The sequence below is a fragment of the Cellulosimicrobium sp. GQ32 genome (assembly GCF_059758455.1).
The window spans coordinates 130,369-147,186 of sequence record NZ_JCAXEP010000007.1 but is presented as its reverse complement, the minus strand read 5'-3'; the positions used below and the strand labels follow the sequence as shown (position 1 = coordinate 147,186).

General features: G+C 73.7%; 16 protein-coding genes. 10 read left to right on the top strand and 6 right to left on the bottom strand.

What is annotated here, in order from left to right:
* Positions 1-39 precede the first annotated feature (39 nt).
* On the top strand, positions 40-729 hold the full coding sequence (locus tag AC6CH9_RS13265; protein ID WP_498155301.1) for a class I SAM-dependent methyltransferase: 690 nt from the start codon (positions 40-42) through the stop codon (positions 727-729).
* Positions 730-779: 50 nt separating this feature from the next.
* Here AC6CH9_RS13265 and dapF read toward each other — a convergent pair whose 3' ends face one another.
* Both dapF and miaA read right to left on the bottom strand, forming a co-directional pair.
* A complete protein-coding gene (gene dapF, locus AC6CH9_RS13260) occupies positions 780-1,832 on the bottom strand; it encodes a diaminopimelate epimerase (protein WP_498155300.1) in 1,053 nt (350 codons plus the stop codon).
* Positions 1,829-2,884, bottom strand: a complete 1,056-nt coding sequence (gene miaA, locus AC6CH9_RS13255; RefSeq protein ID WP_498155299.1) for a tRNA (adenosine(37)-N6)-dimethylallyltransferase MiaA — start codon at positions 2,882-2,884, stop codon at positions 1,829-1,831. Before miaA ends, dapF begins: the two co-directional genes overlap by 4 nt.
* A gap of 176 nt (positions 2,885-3,060) precedes the next feature.
* Between miaA and AC6CH9_RS13250 the strand changes: the two genes are divergently transcribed.
* The 3 genes from AC6CH9_RS13250 to AC6CH9_RS13240 are packed head-to-tail and all read left to right on the top strand — an operon-like array spanning position 3,061 to position 7,555.
* The gene (locus tag AC6CH9_RS13250) at positions 3,061-3,561 is read left to right on the top strand and encodes a type III secretion system chaperone family protein (RefSeq protein ID WP_498155298.1); all 501 of its coding nucleotides are present in this window, start codon (positions 3,061-3,063) and stop codon (positions 3,559-3,561) included.
* A complete protein-coding gene (locus AC6CH9_RS13245) occupies positions 3,558-5,522 on the top strand; it encodes an HSP90 family protein (RefSeq protein ID WP_498155297.1) in 1,965 nt (654 codons plus the stop codon). Before AC6CH9_RS13250 ends, AC6CH9_RS13245 begins: the two co-directional genes overlap by 4 nt.
* On the top strand, positions 5,519-7,555 hold the full coding sequence (locus tag AC6CH9_RS13240) for a hypothetical protein (protein ID WP_498155296.1): 2,037 nt from the start codon (positions 5,519-5,521) through the stop codon (positions 7,553-7,555). Before AC6CH9_RS13245 ends, AC6CH9_RS13240 begins: the two co-directional genes overlap by 4 nt.
* Here AC6CH9_RS13240 and AC6CH9_RS13235 read toward each other — a convergent pair.
* Complete coding sequence (locus tag AC6CH9_RS13235) at positions 7,545-8,165, bottom strand: hypothetical protein (protein WP_498155295.1); 621 nt, start codon at positions 8,163-8,165, stop codon at positions 7,545-7,547. The genes AC6CH9_RS13240 and AC6CH9_RS13235 overlap by 11 nt on opposite strands.
* A gap of 225 nt (positions 8,166-8,390) precedes the next feature.
* On the opposite strand from AC6CH9_RS13235, the gene AC6CH9_RS13230 reads away from it, so the two are divergent.
* Both AC6CH9_RS13230 and AC6CH9_RS13225 read left to right on the top strand, forming a co-directional pair.
* Complete coding sequence (locus AC6CH9_RS13230; RefSeq protein ID WP_378232484.1) at positions 8,391-8,987, top strand: type III secretion system chaperone family protein; 597 nt, start codon at positions 8,391-8,393, stop codon at positions 8,985-8,987.
* The gene (locus AC6CH9_RS13225; protein ID WP_498155294.1) at positions 8,984-9,496 is read left to right on the top strand and encodes a type III secretion system chaperone family protein; all 513 of its coding nucleotides are present in this window, start codon (positions 8,984-8,986) and stop codon (positions 9,494-9,496) included. Before AC6CH9_RS13230 ends, AC6CH9_RS13225 begins: the two co-directional genes overlap by 4 nt.
* 112 nt (positions 9,497-9,608) lie before the next feature.
* Here the strand turns inward: AC6CH9_RS13225 and miaB are convergent, their stop codons facing one another.
* Entirely contained in the window at positions 9,609-11,282 is a 1,674-nt protein-coding gene (gene miaB / locus AC6CH9_RS13220; RefSeq protein WP_498155293.1) for a tRNA (N6-isopentenyl adenosine(37)-C2)-methylthiotransferase MiaB, read from the bottom strand.
* A 102-nt stretch (positions 11,283-11,384) separates the two neighbouring features.
* Between miaB and AC6CH9_RS13215 the strand changes: the two genes are divergently transcribed.
* The 4 genes from AC6CH9_RS13215 to AC6CH9_RS13200 all read left to right on the top strand — a co-directional run bounded on the left by AC6CH9_RS13215 (position 11,385) and on the right by AC6CH9_RS13200 (position 14,870).
* Entirely contained in the window at positions 11,385-12,203 is an 819-nt protein-coding gene (locus AC6CH9_RS13215) for an amino acid ABC transporter ATP-binding protein (protein ID WP_389272801.1), read from the top strand.
* A 103-nt stretch (positions 12,204-12,306) separates the two neighbouring features.
* A complete protein-coding gene (locus tag AC6CH9_RS13210) occupies positions 12,307-13,182 on the top strand; it encodes a glutamate ABC transporter substrate-binding protein (protein WP_053371634.1) in 876 nt (291 codons plus the stop codon).
* A 99-nt stretch (positions 13,183-13,281) separates the two neighbouring features.
* The gene (locus tag AC6CH9_RS13205) at positions 13,282-13,971 is read left to right on the top strand and encodes an amino acid ABC transporter permease (protein WP_047233748.1); all 690 of its coding nucleotides are present in this window, start codon (positions 13,282-13,284) and stop codon (positions 13,969-13,971) included.
* A complete protein-coding gene (locus AC6CH9_RS13200; protein WP_498155292.1) occupies positions 13,968-14,870 on the top strand; it encodes an amino acid ABC transporter permease in 903 nt (300 codons plus the stop codon). The genes AC6CH9_RS13205 and AC6CH9_RS13200 overlap by 4 nt, the downstream gene beginning before the upstream one ends.
* 5 nt (positions 14,871-14,875) lie before the next feature.
* On the opposite strand, the gene AC6CH9_RS13195 is transcribed toward AC6CH9_RS13200, so the two are convergent.
* Together AC6CH9_RS13195 and recA are read right to left on the bottom strand one after the other, a co-directional pair.
* A complete protein-coding gene (locus tag AC6CH9_RS13195) occupies positions 14,876-15,385 on the bottom strand; it encodes a regulatory protein RecX (RefSeq protein WP_498155291.1) in 510 nt (169 codons plus the stop codon).
* Positions 15,386-15,501: 116 nt separating this feature from the next.
* Complete coding sequence (gene recA / locus AC6CH9_RS13190; protein ID WP_141389653.1) at positions 15,502-16,617, bottom strand: recombinase RecA; 1,116 nt, start codon at positions 16,615-16,617, stop codon at positions 15,502-15,504.
* Positions 16,618-16,818 lie beyond the last annotated feature (201 nt).

The following is a 16,818-nucleotide window of genomic DNA, read 5'->3' as shown; positions in this document are numbered from 1 at the left end:
GCCGTCGTCCGCGCGCCTGCCCGCGTAGGATCGGCCGACGTGACCGAGGACCAGGACCCCGTCGCCGACCCCGCGCAGGACGGCACGCACGACCACTACTTCACCGCGAAGCCGGCGTCCGCCGCCGAGCGCCGCACGATCTCCGTACGCCTGGCAGGCCGTGACGTCGAGGTCGAGGTCGCGTCCGGCGTCTTCTCCCCCGGTCGACTCGACCTCGGCACGCAGGTCCTGCTCCGCACCACCCCGCCGCTCGACGAGGTCGTGGCGGCACGCGCCGGCGCCGGCCCGGCGCACGTCCTCGACCTCGGCTGCGGTTGGGGCCCCGTCGCGCTGACGATGGCGCTCGAGGCCCCGGACGCGACCGTGTGGGCCGTCGACGTCAACGAGCGAGCGCTCGACCTGGTGCGGCGCAACGCGGAGCGGCTGGGCCTGTCGAACGTCCGTGCCGTCGTCCCCGACGCCGTGCCCGACGACGTCGCGTTCGCCGCGCTGTGGTCCAACCCGCCGATCCGGGTCGGCAAGGACGTCCTCCACGCGATGCTGCTGCACTGGCTCCCGCGCCTCGCGCGGGGCGCGAGCGCGCACCTCGTCGTGCAGCGCAACCTCGGGTCGGACTCGCTCCAGCGCTGGCTTGCCGATGCGCTGCCGCCCCTCCTGCCGGGCGCGGTCGTCGAGCGCGCCGCGAGCGCGAAGGGCTTCCGGGTCCTGGAGGTCGTGGCGCCGGCCTGAGCCGGACCGACGCGTCGCGACCGGACCGATGCCGACGGCGCGGCCGTCCGTCAGACCGCGGTGCGCTCCGCGTCCGGCGTCCCGTCGGGGGCGCCCTCATCGGTGTCGGCGCGCGGGGCGCCCTCCGACCCGTCGTCGCCCTCGGGTGCCGCGTCGTCGGCGCCCTCGGCCCGCGCCGTGGCGGGGGCGGGCAGGAACGACGCGAGGTCGACCTCGCCCGCGTACACGAGCTCTGCCGGCCCCGCGAGCTCGACGCGGTCCCCCTCGAGCGCCCGCACGCGGACGGTCCCGCCCGGGACGTCGACGAGCCAGGTGTCCGGCGCGTCCGGGCCACCCCAGACGCGGACCGCGAGCGCCGCGGCGCACGCGCCGGTGCCGCACGACGGCGTCTCCCCGACCCCGCGCTCGTGCACGCGCATGCGGACGCGCCCGACGAGCGTGCCGTCGTCGGCCGTCGTCTCACCCAGCGGCACCACGAGCTCGACGTTCGTCCCGTGCGTCGGGTGCGGCTCGACCACGGGCGCCTCGGTGAGGTCGGCGTGGTCGAGCAGGTCCTCGCGCGCGACGGCGAGCACGGTGTGGGGGTTGCCGAGGTCGACGCTCAGCGCGGGGCGCGGGACCTCCCAGCCGCGCACGACCACCGTCGCGTCGTAGCCGTCGTGCAGCGCGGGACGGCCGCCGGGCAGGAACCAGCGGCCCATGTCGACCGCGAACCAGCCGTCGGCCTCCTTGCGCACGCGCTTGACGCCCGCGCGTGTCCCGACGGGCACCTCGGTCCCGCCCGCGAAGCTCACGAGCCCGAGCCGCTCGGCGAACGCGGCGAACACGCGCACGCCGTTGCCGCACATCTCGGCCACCGAGCCGTCGGCGTTGCGGTAGTCCATGAACCAGATGGCGTGCGGGTCCTCGGCGAGCACCTCGCGCGACTCCGGCACGAGCGCCGTCGGGACGAGACGGATGACGCCGTCGCCACCGATCCCGCCGCGGCGGTCGGCGAGCGCGCGCACGAGCTCGGGCGTGAGGTCGAGCTCGCCCTTCGTGTCCGCGAGCAGCACGAAGTCGTTGCGGGTGCCGTGGCCCTTGGTGAAGCGGGTGCGCGTCATGAGCCCAGACTACGGCGCACGGGGGCGTCGCTGTCCGCTTCGTCCGGCTCGGGGACGTCGCCCCGCGCGACGGCGTCCGCGTGCTCGTCCGCCCGGGCCACGAGGGTCAGCGCGTCCTCGACGCGGGTCGGGGACTGCGCGTCGAGCCAGTGCACGCGCGGGTCCCGGCCGAACCAGCCCATCTGCTTGCGCGCGAGGCGCCGCGTGTTCGCGGTGACCGCCTCGCGCGCCGCGTCCTCGGTCGTCTCCCCGTGGAGCGCGGCCAGCACCTCGGCGTACCCGACGGCGCGACGCGCAGTGCGACCCATCCCCTGCGCCTCGACGCGGCGGACCTCGTCGACGAGCCCCTGCGCCCACATGTGCTCGACCCGTCCCGCCACGCGTGCGTCGAGGACCTCGCGGTCGCAGTCGAGACCGATCTGGACGGTCGGGCGCACGTACGCCTGCCGCGGGAGGTTCGCCGTGAACGGCTCGCCCGTGAGCTCCATGACCTCCAGGGCGCGGACGATCCGCCGCGTGTTGGCAGGGCCGATGCTCGCGGCGGCCGCGGGGTCGCGCCGCGCCAGCTCGTCGTGCAGCGCGCGCGTCCCCTCGGCATCGGCGCGCGCCTCGAGCGCCGCGCGCACGGCGGGGTCGGTACCGGGGAACCGCATGTCGTCGAGGAGCGCGCGCACGTACAGGCCGGACCCGCCCACGACGACGGCGCGCGCCCCGCGCGCGGCGATCTCGTCGAGCACGCGCCGGGCCTCGGCCTGGTAGCGCGCGACCGACGCGTCCTCGACGGGGTCGATCACGTCGAGCAGGTGATGACGCACGCCGCGGCGCTCGTCGACGGGGACCTTCGCGGTGCCGACGTCCATGCCGCGGTAGAGCTGGTAGGCGTCGGCGTTGACGATCTCCGCCGGCGCCCCGGGGACGGACAGCCGCTCGGCCAGGTCGAGGGCGAGGTCCGACTTGCCCGTGGCGGTCGGCCCCACGACGGCGACGACGACGCGGCGGCCGCGCCGGTCGCCCCCGTCCCGCGCGCCGGTCGGGTCGTGCTCGGTTTTCACCCGCGCAACGGTACCGGCCGGGTAGCCCGGACCTGGGTCCTGTGGGCGGTGGTGCGTAGTGTGTCCGGTGGACGGTCCGCCTGCTCGCGGGCCCGCCACCCACCCCGTCACGTGCCCCGGCCTGCCCTCTCGCGGGCGGCGCACGGACCCTGACACCGACGACAAGGACTCGAGACATGGGTTTCTTCACCAAGCCGGACGCCGCCCCGACGAGCCAGAACGCGCCGCTGACGCGCGAGCGGGTCGAGGCGTTCCTCAAGAGCCGCGACTGGAAGTACTTCGTCGACTCCGACGGGGACCTCGGCGGCAACTGGGACGGCAAGGTGTTCTTCTTCTTCCTCATGGGCGAGAAGCAGGAGATCCTCCAGGTCCGAGGCCGGTGGAACCGGACGCTGCCTGCCGCCGCGGAGGCGCAGGTCGTGCTCGTCGCCAACGAGTTCAACCGCGACAAGATCTGGCCCAAGGTCTACACGCGGGTCGAGGACGACCAGGTCGCCGTGTACACCGAGGTCGCGACCGACCTCGAGTTCGGCGCGGCGGACGACCAGCTCGGCCAGCTCGTCGAGTGCGGCCTGTTCACGGGCCTCCAGTTCTTCGACGCTCTCGACGAGCGCTTCCCCGACACGGCGGCGCAGGGCGTGGTCCCCGGCGGCCCCGCCGACGTCGAGGCGCGGTGAGCGCGGCGCACGAGCGCACGGACGGGAGCCACCCGCCCGGCACGGCCCCGGGCGGGGACGCGACCGCGGCGTTCCAGGTCGACCTGCGGGGCGTCGTGGACCTCCTCGCCCGGCACCTGTACTCCAGCCCACGCGTGTACCTGCGCGAGCTCCTGCAGAACGGGGTCGACGCGATCACGGCGCGCGTCGCCCTGGAGGGCCCGGAGTCCCCGAACCGCGTCCTGCTGCGCCCGCTCCCCGACGGTGGTCTCGAGGTGCACGACTCGGGCGTGGGCCTGACCCGCGACGAGGCGCAGGAGCTGCTCGCCACCATCGGGCGCAGCTCCAAGCGCGACGTCGAGCTGGGCTCGGGCCGTGAGGAGTTCCTGGGCCAGTTCGGCATCGGGCTGCTCTCGGCTTTCATGGTCGCCGACGAGATCGAGCTCGTGTCGCGCTCCGCCCGCCCGTCGCCCTCGGGAGGCCGGGCGGCCCCCGTCCGCTGGCGGGGCCGGGCGGACGGGCGGTACGAGCTCGTCGAGCTCGGGCCGGACGACCCGGACGCGCCCGCGGAGCCGGGGAGCGTCGTGCGGCTGCGCCCGCGCCGGGACACCGAGCACTGGCTCGCACCGGAGACGGTGGTCGCGCTCGCGCAGGACTTCGGCTCGCTGCTGCCGGTCGAGCTGCTCGTCGAGACCCGGCTCGACGGCGAGGCGGCGGACGGCGCGGACGCCCCCGTCGTGCTGCGCCGGCTGAGCGGCGACGAGCTCCCCTGGCGGGCCGCGCACCCGACGACTGCCGCGCGCGACGCCGCCCTGACGGGCTACGCCGAGCGGACGCTGGGATTCGGCCCGCTCGCCCGGATCGACCTCGACCTGCCCCTCGCGGGCCTGTCCGGCGTGGCGTACGTGCTCCCGGCCGCGGTCGCGCCGACGACCACGGCGCGGCACCGGGTCTACCTCAAGCGCATGCTGCTCGGCAGCGCGGTCGACGACCTGCTCCCCCCGTGGGCGTTCTTCGTCCGTTGCGTCCTCGACGCGTCCGTGCTGCGGCCGACCGCGTCGCGCGAGGGCCTGTACGAGGACGAGGTCCTGCTCGCGACCCGGGACGCGCTCGGCGCGCAGGTCCGCCGGTGGCTGCTCGAGACGCTCGCGGAGGACACCGTCCTCGCGCGACGCTTCCTGGAGACCCACCACCTCGCGGTCCGGGCCCTCGCGCTCACCGACGACGAGATGCTCGACGTCGCGGCGCGCGTGCTGCCGTTCGAGACGACCGCCGGGACCGGGACGCTCGCCGACCTCGCGGAGGCGCACCCGGAGGGCCGCCTGCTCTACACCTCGAGCGTCGAGGAGTTCCGCCGCATCGCCCCCGTCGCGGCCGCTCAGGGCCTGGCCGTCGTCAACGGTGGGTACGTCTACGACGCGGACCTGCTCGAGCGCGTCGCGGCGCGGTTCCCGCAGTGGCGGCTGTCGCCGGTCTCCGCCGCCGACGTCGCGCACGTCCTCGCCGAGGTCGAGCCCCTGCGCGAGCTCGAGGTCGCGGAGGCGCTCGCGTCGGTCGACGCCGCGCTCGCCGAGCAGGACTGCGACGTCGTGCTGCGCCGGTACGAGCCGGACGCCCTGCCCGCGATGCTGCTGCACGACCGCGACGGCGACCACGCGCGCGAGGCGGCCCGCGTGGCCGAGACGGACGACCTGTGGGGCGAGATCCTCGCGGGTCTCAGCGGCCCCGCCCGCCCTCGTCGGCTGGTCCTCAACGACGCGAACGACACGGTGCGCGACCTGCTCGCGAGCCCCGACGCCGAGGTCCGTGCCGCGGGGGCCCGGTCGCTGTACGTCACCGCGGTGCTGGCTTCGGGCAAGGCGCTCCAGCCCGTCGAGGCCGCGCTCATGAACGACTCGCTGTCGCTCCTCCTGGCCCGCGCCCTCGCGAACCCTCGCCACCACCAGCACACCGACCAGCACACCGACGAGGAGAACCGATGACCCGGTCCGTGGACCAGGTGAACGCCGCGCTGTACGACGTCCGCCGCATGCCCTACGGCCTCGCCCGCTCCACGGCCGCCGCGGCCGAGGTCGAGCGCGTCGAGGCCGAGGGTCCGGACGGGGCGCGCGCGTACGCGCTCTTCGTCCTCGTCGAGTCCTTCGTCTGGGGCGGCGAGGTCACCAAGGCCTACCTGCCGTTCACCAAGATGCTCCGCTGGTGGGACGAGCACCCCGAGCACTTCGACGCGGAGGACGCGCACTCGCTCTTCTGGTCGTTCAAGTGGATGGTCGGGCATCTCATGGAGTTCCCCACCGTCCCCGCCGCGCAGATCGAGCGCACGCTCGACGACATGGCGCGGCGTTACGCGCTCGCGGGGAACGGGACGAACGCCGTCGAGCTGGAGCGCTTCGAGTGGGCCCGCGAGCGGGGCGGCGCGGACGTCGAGGACGCCTATCGCGCCTGGGTCGCGACCCCACGGGACGAGTATTCCCAGTGCGAGGCGTGCGAGCCCGGCGACCGCGCCGCGTACCTCTTCGAGACCGGGCGTCACGAGGAGGGCATCCGGCTCCTCGAGCAGGTGCTCCAGGGGTCGCCCTCGTGCGCCACCGAGCCCGGTGACATGCTCTCCCACCTCCAGCTCGCGTACGTGGAGGTCGGCGATGCCGAGGCCGCCGCCCGCACGCACCGGCGCGGCCTGCGACACCTCGACACCGGGGTGTCGATGACGGGGCCGAAGGGCCGGCACGTCGAGTTCCTCGCGCGCACGGGCAACGCCTCGCGCGCGCTGCGCCTGCTCGGCGAGCACCAGGCGTTCCTCACCGAGGCCGACTCGCCGGGCGACCGCCTCGGCTTCCTCACGAGCGTGGGCGTCGCCACAGGCGTGCTGCGGGCCGAGCACGCGGACGCGCCGCTCGCCCTGCGCGACGTGCCCGCGACGACCGTCGCGGAGCTCGACGACTGGGTCCGCCGGGAGGCGGCCGACCTCGCATCCTCGTTCGACGCCCGCAACGGCACGCCTGCCGCGTCCGAGCGTCTACGGGCCGCGTGGGACCAGGGAGCCCGCACGCTCCCCGTCGACCTCGCGGTCCTGTCGCCCGCGCCGGAGCCCGGCGCGGGCGACCCGGCCGGTCTCGCCGTGGGCGACGACGGCGCGGCGGACGACGGGGCGACGTCCTCGCCGGGCGGCGCGACACCGTCGCTCCCCGGCGGCGCGACCGGTGCGGACGTCGGCACCGAGCACGGCTCCGGGCACGTCGGGCACGCCGCGGACGAGCCCACCGACACCGAGGGGCTCCTCAGGCTCGCCGACGAGATCGCGCACGAGGACCCGGTGCGCGCGGCGCAGCTCCTGCGGCGCGCGTCGGCGCTGCTGGAGTCGGCGGGCCACCTCGACCGGGCCGGGTTCGCGCTCGCCGAGGCGGCCCAGCTCGCCGCGGTCGAGGGCGACGACGAGGGCGCCGCCCCGGCGTTCGTGCACGCCCTTGCGCTGGTGCGCGCGGGTGGGGTCGCACCCCGGTTCGTCGGCCCCGTCGTCCGTGCGTACGCCCGGCTGGAGGCCGGGCGCGGCGACGTGACCGGAGCGCTCGCGCAGCTCCAGCGGACGCTGGACGACCTCGACGCGGCAGGTTCCGACGTCGCCGATCAGGTCCCCCGTGCTGCCGACCTCGTCGAGCGGGACGCGGCGGCCGACGAGCAGGAGCGCCGCGACCTGCGGGACACCCGAGCCCGGCTGCTGGCGACCGCGGGAGAGCTCGACGCTGCCGCCACGCTCGCCGAGGCCGTGGCGGAGGAGTTCGCGCGCGCGGGACAGGTCGGCGACGCGGCCCACGCGTTCTGGCTCGCGGGGCGCTCCCGCTGCGAGGCCGGTGCCGACGCGGAGGCCGTCGACCTCCTCGAGTCCGCGATGGAGGGCTTCGCGATCGTCCACGACCGAGACGCCCGGACGCTGGTCGCCAACGAGCTCGTCGCGACCCTGCGCCGCCTCGGCCGGGAGCAGGACGCGGCGGAGGTCGGCGCGGGGCTCAGCGGCTGACGGAGCTGCCGGCCGGGGTGGCGGGGCCGACGTCGTCGTACCAGCGCACCTCGTAGCGACGCTGCTCGTACTCCCCCGTCGCGACGTGACGGTGCCCGGCGTCAGGCGCGGCGCCGAACCCGGCGAGCACCGCCTCCGGCGCCGCGCTCCGCGGGTCGTGCACGACGACGAGGCGAGCGCCCTGCCGGGCGAGGGTCTCGCCGAGCGCGTGCGCGGCGGGCGCGTCGGCGTCGTCGAGCTCGACCACGTCGACCGCGCCCGTCCAGCCCGCGCCGGCCAGCGCGAGGAGTCCCACCGACGCGGCCGTCCCCGCCACGGGGCGGTCCCGGGCGCCTGGACGTGTCGCGACGGCCCACGTGGCGTCGAGCCACGCGTCCGCGACGCCTGCCGCCGCGAGCGACGCCCGCGCCGGACCCCGCGTCGGCGCGGCCCCCGGCGCGACGACGACCACGGGCGCCGTCCCGTCCCCCTGCGCGGAGCGGACACCGTCCACGAGTCGGCCCAGCGCCGCGAGCGCCGCGGCGCGCGTGTCGTCGAGCAGCGTGGTGTCGCCCGCGGCGCCGGGGACGAGGAGCGGGGTACCGGGCAGGACGACGGCGCGGACGGTCACGGGCCCACCGTAGCCGCCGTCGGCACGGCGTCGGGTCACCCCGGAAGCCAGCGACGGACGGCGGCAGCCGACGGCACCACACGGGGTGCACCCGGCGATGCAGCGGGAACGCGCCGTGCCGACGTCGCGCGCAGCGGCCGGCGCCACCCGGGTGCGCTGCCGAGGGCGGCCGCGCGCGGGGTCCGCGATGCGACGTCCGGGGGCGCGCGCGAGTACGGTGGGTGGGTGAGGTTCTTCGGGGCGCGGGACGACGACGACCGGCGGGACGGTGATCCCGGCGAGGCTCCGGACGGCGGGGCGGCACCCGGCCGCGCCGGGGACGAGCTCCAGTCGCAGGTCGAGGACCTCCTGGCGCGAGAGCTGGGACAGGTCGCGACCGACGTGCTGCGTCCCCCGACCCCGCTGGCGCTCTCCCGGGTCGTCGAGTGGATCACGGACAGCGGCTACAGCTACTTCGTCGACTCCGACGGCGACGTGGGCGGGCTGTGGCACGGTCGGCTCTTCTACTTCCTGCTCTTCGGCCACGGCGACGAGATCCTCCAGGTCCGCGGTCAGTGGAACCGCGACCTCGCGCTCGAGCGGCTGGAGGAGATCCTCGAGTTCTGCAACGAGTGGAACGCGGACCGGATCTGGCCCAAGACCTACACGCGCGTGCGCGACAACGGGATGATCCAGGTCTTCACCGAGGTGACCGTGGACCTCGAGCACGGGGTGACGGACGACCAGCTCGACCAGCTCCTCCAGTGCGGGCTGAGCACCGGGTCGATGTTCTTCGACGCCCTCGACGAGTTCTACCCCGACCCCGCGAGGCAGGCGCCATGACGCAGGCACGCACCAACTGGTTCACGCGCCTGTTCGGCAACCGCCGGCCGAAGGCGCCCGACTCGCTCCCGCGCGAGGAGGAGCTGCCGCGCGCGCTGTCGATGACGCGCATCGGCGACCACCTCACGCGGCGGGGGTACCACTTCCGGGTGGACGACGACGGCGACATCACCGGGACCTGGGACGGGCACCGGTTCTGGTTCCTGCTGCTCGGCGACCGGTCCGAGATCCTCCAGGTCCGGGGCCGCTGGTCGACGTCGCTCCCGCTGGAGTCACGGCTCGTGACCCTCCAGGCCGTCAACGACTGGAACCGCGAGCGCATCTGGCCCAAGGTCTACGTCCGCGAGGAGGCGGGCCGGCTCGCGCTCTACGCGGAGGTCTCCGTGGACCTCGAGCACGGTGCGACGGACAGCCAGCTCGCGCAGACCGTCTCGTGCGGCCTCGGGACCGCCGTGCAGCTCTTCCACGCCATCGGCGCTCAGCTCCCCCCGGGAACGCTGGACGGCTGACGTCGGCCGTCGATGTCGGCTCACGAGCGCGGCTCTGACGCCCGGTCGCGCTCGTCGCCGACCCACCCGTCCTGCCTGACCCGCCCGCTCTCGACGTCGGACGTCCGGGGGCTCAGGCGCGGAGCGTGGGGAGGCCCAGGACGACGGGGCCGGACGGGGCGCCGCCGCCGTGCGCGTGCCCGTGGTCGTCGTCGCCACCACCGAGGCGGGCGCGCTCGCGCGCCGCCCACGCGTCACCGGATCGGGTGCGGCGCACCGCGAACGCGCCACCCGCGAGCGCCGAGTCGGCGATGAGGTGGTGCGGCGCCGAGCGCGTGACCTCGACCGTCACGACGTCGCCGGGCCGCGGCAGGCGGGCATCGAGGTCGTCCGCGAGGCGCGGGTCCGCGGACCCGGGCGTCGCGGCGGGCGACGGCACGGCGTCGTCGGGCGTCGTGGGCACGACGTCCGCGGGGAGCGCGAGGTGCACGAGCCGGTTGTCGGGCGCGCGGCCGGTCACACGGTGCGTCGCACCGTCCTTGCGTCCCGCGCCCTCGCCCACGAGGACGTCGATCGTCCGGCCGATCTGCCGAGCCGACTCCTCGCCCGCGATGCGCTCCTGGAGCGCCTGGAGCCGCTCGAAGCGCTCCTGCACGACCTCCTTGGGGAGCTGGCCGTCCATCGTCGCGGCGGGCGTCCCGGGGCGGGGCGAGTACTGGAACATGAAGGCCGAGGAGAAGCGGGACGCCTCGACGACGCGCAGCGTCTCCGCGAAGTCCTCCTCGGTCTCCCCGGGGAAACCGACGATGATGTCCGTCGTGAGGGCGGCGTCGGGCATGGCGGCCCGCACGCGGTCGAGGATGCCGAGGAAGCGCTCGGACCGGTAGGAGCGGCGCATGGCGCGCAGGATCCGGTCGGACCCCGACTGGAGCGGCATGTGGAGCTGGGGCATGACGTTCGGCGTCTCGGCCATCGCCGCGATGACGTCGTCGGTGAACGCGGCGGGGTGCGGCGACGTGAAGCGGACGCGCTCGAGGCCCTCGATCGTCCCGCAGGCGCGCAGGAGCTTGGCGAACGCACCGCGGTCGCCGAACTCGACGCCGTAGCTGTTGACGTTCTGGCCGAGCAGGGTGACCTCGATGGCTCCGGCCTCGACGAGCGCCCCGACCTCGGCGAGGACCTCGCCCGGGCGGCGGTCGCGCTCCTTGCCGCGCAGGTGCGGGACGATGCAGAACGTGCACGTGTTGTTGCAGCCGACGCTGATCGAGACCCAGCCGGCGTAGACCGACTCGCGCTTGGTCGGCAGCGTGGACGGGAAGACCTGGAGCGACTCGGCGATCTCCACCTGCGCGGCCTCGTTGTGGCGCGCCCGCTCGAGCAGCACGGGCAGCGCGTCGAGGTTGTGCGTGCCGAACACGACGTCGACCCACGGCGCCTTCTCGACGATCGTGCCGCGGTCCTTCTGCGCGAGGCAGCCGCCGACGGCGATCTGCATCCCGGGCCGGGCCGCCTTGACCGAGGCGAGCTGGCCGAGGTTCCCGTAGAGGCGCGTCGCGGCGTTCTCCCGCACCGCGCACGTGTTGATCACGACGACGTCGGCGCGGTTCGCGGCCTCGTCGTCCGCGCTCGCGCGCGTGTATCCCGCCTCCTCCAGCATCCCCGCCATGTGCTCGGAGTCGTGGACGTTCATCTGGCAGCCGAGCGTGCGGACGACGTAGGTGCGCGGGTGCGCGTCGTCGACCGGAGCACCGGGGGTGGCGCGGGGCGCGAGTGCGGCCGGGACGGGGGCGGGGGCGATCGTGGACATCACCGTCCAGGGTACGGCGCCGGGTGCCGTGTTACTGAACTGTTGCCCGACTGTTGCCGGATGAGGTGGCACCGTGCAACAGAAGGGACATAGTGTCCAGGAATGGCCGACGAAACCTCTTCGCCGTCCGACGCGCAGCGCAGCGCGCAGGACGCTCAGCACCTCCCCGCCGAGCAGGGCCTCGGTGAGCCGCTCGTCGAGCTGCGCGACGTCAACAAGCACTTCGGGGACCTGCACGTGCTGCGGGACATCAACCTCACGGTCCGGCGCGGCGAGGTGCTCGTCGTCATCGGTCCGTCGGGCTCCGGCAAGTCGACGCTGTGCCGCGCGATCAACCGGCTGGAGACGATCGACTCCGGGGAGATCCGCGTCGACGGGCAGCCCCTGCCCGAGGAGGGCAAGGAGCTCGCCCGCCTGCGTTCCGACGTCGGCATGGTCTTCCAGTCCTTCAACCTCTTCGCGCACAAGACGATCCTCGACAACGTCACGCTCGGCCCGGTCAAGGTGCGGCGCGAGAAGGGGAAGGTCGCGAAGGACCGCGCGCTCGCGCTGCTCGACCGCGTCGGTGTGATGAACCAGGCGCAGAAGATGCCCGCCCAGCTCTCCGGCGGCCAGCAGCAGCGCGTCGCCATCGCCCGCGCCCTCGCGATGCAGCCCAAGGTCATGCTCTTCGACGAGCCCACCTCGGCGCTCGACCCCGAGATGATCAACGAGGTCCTCGACGTCATGGTCGCCCTCGCCAAGGAGGGCATGACGATGATCGTCGTCACGCACGAGATGGGCTTCGCCCGCAAGGCCGCGAACCGGGTCGTCTTCATGGCCGACGGCCAGATCGTCGAGGAGGCCCACCCCGAGGAGTTCTTCACGGCGCCCAAGAGCGACCGCGCCAAGGACTTCCTGTCGAAGATCCTCACCCACTGAATCCCGCCGGGCGCCTACGGGCCCGGCCCGACAGCCCCAGAACCCGGTCGACCGTCGAGGCACACCTTCGACGGGCGGCCACCACTCACGAAGGGTAGGAACGATGCGCACACGACACGCAGGTGCTGCCGTGCTGGCCGCTCTCACCGCGCTCACGCTCGCGGCGTGCGGCGGCGGCGAGGTCGGCGGCGAGGACACCGCGACCGACGGAGCCACCGACTCGGGCGACACCGGCGGCGGCGCCGAGGGCTCGATCAAGATCGGCATCAAGTTCGACCAGCCGGGTCTCGGGTACCAGGACGGCTCCACCTACACGGGCTTCGACGTCGACGTCGCCACGTACGTGGCGGGCGAGCTCGGGTACGGCGAGGACCAGATCGAGTGGGTCGAGGCGCCGTCCGCCCAGCGCGAGACGATGCTCCAGACCGGTCAGGTCGACATGATCTTCGCGACCTACTCCATCACCGACACGCGCAAGGAGACCGTCGCGTTCGCCGGGCCGTACTTCGTCGCCGGGCAGGACCTGCTCGTCGCCGAGGACAACACCGACATCACCGGTCCGGAGTCGCTCGAGGGCAAGAACCTGTGCTCCGTCACGGGTTCGACGTCCGCGCAGCGCATCAAGGACGAGTACGCCGCCGGCGTGCAGCTCCTCGAGCGCCCCGGGTACGCCGAGTGCGTCACCGCGCTCACCGCGGGCCAGGTCGACGCCGTCACGACCGACGACATCATCCTCGCGGGCCTCGCCGCCCAGCCTGCCAACAAGGGCAAGGTCAAGGTCGTCGGGGCGCCGTTCTCGACCGAGCGCTACGGCGTCGGGCTCCCGCAGGACAACGACGTCTGCGAGGACGTCAACGCCGCGATCGAGAAGATGATCGAGGACGGCTCCTGGGAGGAGTTCGTCACCAAGAACACCGAGGGCACCGGGTACACGCCCAACGCCAGCGAGAACCCGCCGACGGTCGACCCCTGCGCCTGACCGTCCACGGTCGGGGGAGCCGCGCGCCGGTGCGCCGCTCCCCCGGCCGCCGGGCCGTCGACTCGGCCCGGCACGTACCCTCCCGGAGGACCACCAACCGTGGGTGACTACCTGTCGCAGACCTGGGCGCTCGCCCGGGAGTACGACGTGCTCGGCGCGTTCTGGGTCAACATCCAGCTGACGTTCTGGGCCGCGATCCTCTCGCTCGTGCTCGGCACGGCGCTCGCGCTCATGCGGATCTCCCCCGTACCGAGCCTGCGCTGGGCGGGGACCGCGTACGTCAACGTGTTCCGCAACACGCCGCTGACGATCATCATGACGTTCATGGTGCTGGGCCTGTGGGGGCAGCTCAACGTCACGCTCGCCCCCGACTTCGCGGCGAACTTCTTCCGGCTCGCCGTCGTGGGCCTGGCGATCTACCACGCCGCGTTCGTGTGCGAGTCGATCCGGTCGGGCGTGAACACGGTGCCGATCGGCCAGGCGGAGGCGGCGCGGGCGATCGGCCTGTCGTTCCTGCCCGCGGCGCGGCTCATCATCCTGCCGCAGGCGTTCCGCGGCTCGATCGCGCCGCTCGGCAACACGCTCATCGCGCTGCTGAAGAACTCCACCGTCGCGGCCGCGGCGAGCGTCACGACAGAGACCTCGAGCCTCATGAAGACCATGATCGAGTTCAACTCGAACTACATCTACGGGATCTTCCTGACGTTCGCGATCGGCTACGTCATCCTCGTCATCCCCATCGGCCTGCTCACCACGTCCCTCTCCAACCGACTGGCGGTCCGCCGATGAGCACCCAGCAGTCCGTCCTCTTCGACGCCCCCGGTCCCCGCGCGCGCCGCGCGATCCTGCTGGGCAACATCGTCGGCGCCGTCGTCGTCCTCGGGATCGCCGCGCTCGTGCTCGTGGCGCTCGGCAACAAGGGCCAGCTCGCCCCGGAGCTGTGGTCGTCGCTGTTCACGGCCGACGCCTGGCAGTACTACTTCATCCCCGGCCTCCAGAACACGCTGCGGGCCGCCGGGTTCGCCATCGTGGGCGCGCTCGCGTTCGGGCTCCTGTTCGGCACCGGCCGGCTCTCGCACCTGCGCGCCGTGCGCGTCGTGAGCGGCATCGTGGTCGAGTTCTTCCGGGCCGTGCCCGTCCTGCTGATGATGATCTTCTTCTGGCTGCTGCTCGGTCTCAGCAAGGTCGACGACGCGCCGTTCCTCGCCGTGGTCTTCGCGCTCGTGCTCTACAACGGCTCCGTCATCGCCGAGCTCGTGCGCTCCGGCGTCGGGAACCTCCCGAAGGGTCAGAGCGAGGCCGGGCTTGCGATCGGGCTCACCCAGGGTCAGACGCTGCGCTCGGTCCAGCTCCCCCAGGCGCTCATCGCGATGCTCCCCGCGCTCGTCTCGCAGCTCGTCGTCGTCCTCAAGGACTCCGCGCTCGGCCAGATCATCACGTACAACGAGCTCCTGCGGGCCGCTCAGCTCTACGGCGTGGGCAACGGCAACATCCTCCAGTCGCTCGTGCTCGCCGCGGTGATCTTCATCGTCATCAACTGGCTGCTGACCCTCGTGGCCCGCTGGCTCTCCCGCTTCCTCAGCGGTCGCACCGCGGGGGCGACCGCCGCCGGCCCGGGGATCGGCAACCCCACGGTCGTCGCGGGCGGTCCGACCGAGGACGCACCTGCGGTCTCCGCTACCCGCTGACGCCCTCAGTCGAGCGCGGATCCTGCCGCCTCGGCATCGAGCTCTCGCTGGACGATCTCGAATGCCAGCGACGGGCTGTGGCCCTTGCGGGCGAGCGCCCCGACGGTCCTGCGCACCCGTACGTCGCGGTCGAGGCCACGCGTGCGGGCGAGGCGCGTGCGGGCGAGCTCCCGGGCCGCGTCGGCCTCGGAGTCGTCGTCGACCTGCTCGAGCGCCGCGGCGCCGACCTCGCCGTCGATGCCGCGCCGCCGCAGCTCGGTGGAGATCGCGCGGCGTGAGAGCCCGCGCTCGGCGTGCCGGGTGCGGACGATCATCTCGGCGTACTGCGCGTCGTCGACGAGGCCGACCTCCTCGAACCGATCGAGGATCGGCAGCACGACGTGCTCGGGGTAGCCCTTGCGCGCGAGGGACTGCTCGAGCTCGGCGCGACTCTTGGGTGCGGCCGTCAGGATGCGCAGCACCGTCTCCCGCGCACGCTCGGCGAGGTCGGCGTCGCTGATCTCGCCGCGTTCCACGAGCTCGTGCAGGGTCGGGCGCGGGCGCCGCCCGGCCTTGCGGCCGGAACGACGCCCGTCGTGCTCCTCAGGCGGGCCCGACGGCTCGAAGCCGTCCTCCCCGTCGCGCTCGTCGATCAGAACGGCGACTTCTTCCCCTTGGCGGCCGCGGCCGGAGCCTTGGCCGCGGCGGGCGCGGCAGCGCCGTCGGCCGGGACCGTCACGCCTGCGGCCGGATCGGCCGGCGCGTCGATCTTGGCCCCGACGCCGAGCTTCTCCTTGATCTTCTTCTCCAGCTCGTTGGCGAGGTCCGGGTTGTCGCGCAGGAACGAGCGCGCGTTCTCCTTGCCCTGACCGAGCTGGTCGCCACCGTAGGTGAACCACGACCCGGACTTGCGCACGAACCCGTGCTCCACGCCCATGTCGATGAGGCCGCCCTCGCGCGAGATGCCGACGCCGTAGAGGATGTCGAACTCGGCCTGCTTGAAGGGCGGGGCCATCTTGTTCTTGACGACCTTGACGCGGGTCCGGTTGCCGACCGCGTCGGTGCCCTCCTTGAGCGTCTCGATGCGACGGATGTCCAGGCGGACGGACGCGTAGAACTTCAGCGCCTTGCCACCGGTCGTCGTCTCGGGCGAGCCGAAGAACACGCCGATCTTCTCGCGGAGCTGGTTGATGAAGATCGCGGTGGTCCCGGAGGCGCTGAGCGCACCCGTGATCTTGCGCAGCGCCTGCGACATGAGGCGGGCCTGGAGACCGACGTGGCTGTCGCCCATCTCGCCCTCGATCTCCGCCTTGGGCACGAGGGCCGCGACGGAGTCGATGACGATGATGTCGAGCGCGCCCGAGCGGATCAGCATGTCCGTGATCTCGAGCGCCTGCTCGCCGGTGTCCGGCTGGGAGACCAGGAGCGCGTCCGTGTCCACGCCGAGCTTCTTGGCGTACTCCGGGTCGAGGGCGTGCTCGGCGTCGATGAACGCCGCGATGCCGCCCGCACGCTGCGCGCTCGCCACCGCGTGCAGCGCGACGGTCGTCTTGCCGGAGGACTCCGGGCCGTACACCTCGATGACGCGACCGCGCGGCAGACCGCCGATGCCGAGCGCGATGTCGAGCGCGATGGAGCCCGTGGGGATGACCTCGACAGGGGCGCGGCCCTCCTCGCCGAGGCGCATCACGGAGCCCTTGCCGAAGCTCCGGTCGATCTGGGCGAGGGCTGCCTCGAGCGCCTTCTCGCGGTCTGCGGGTGCGGGCATGTCAGTCCACCTTCGGTTCGACGTTCATCTGTTCGTTGTGGCCCGACGCTACGGGCAGCCACCGACACGCGGCTCCGGCGACCCTCGAGCCTGTGGACCGTCGTGCCGGACCGGCGTCCTGGACCCGCCGGAGCGCGCCCTGTGCACAACTCTAGCCGAACACGTGTTCGATCCTGGAACGCGCCCCTCGGCGTGTCACGA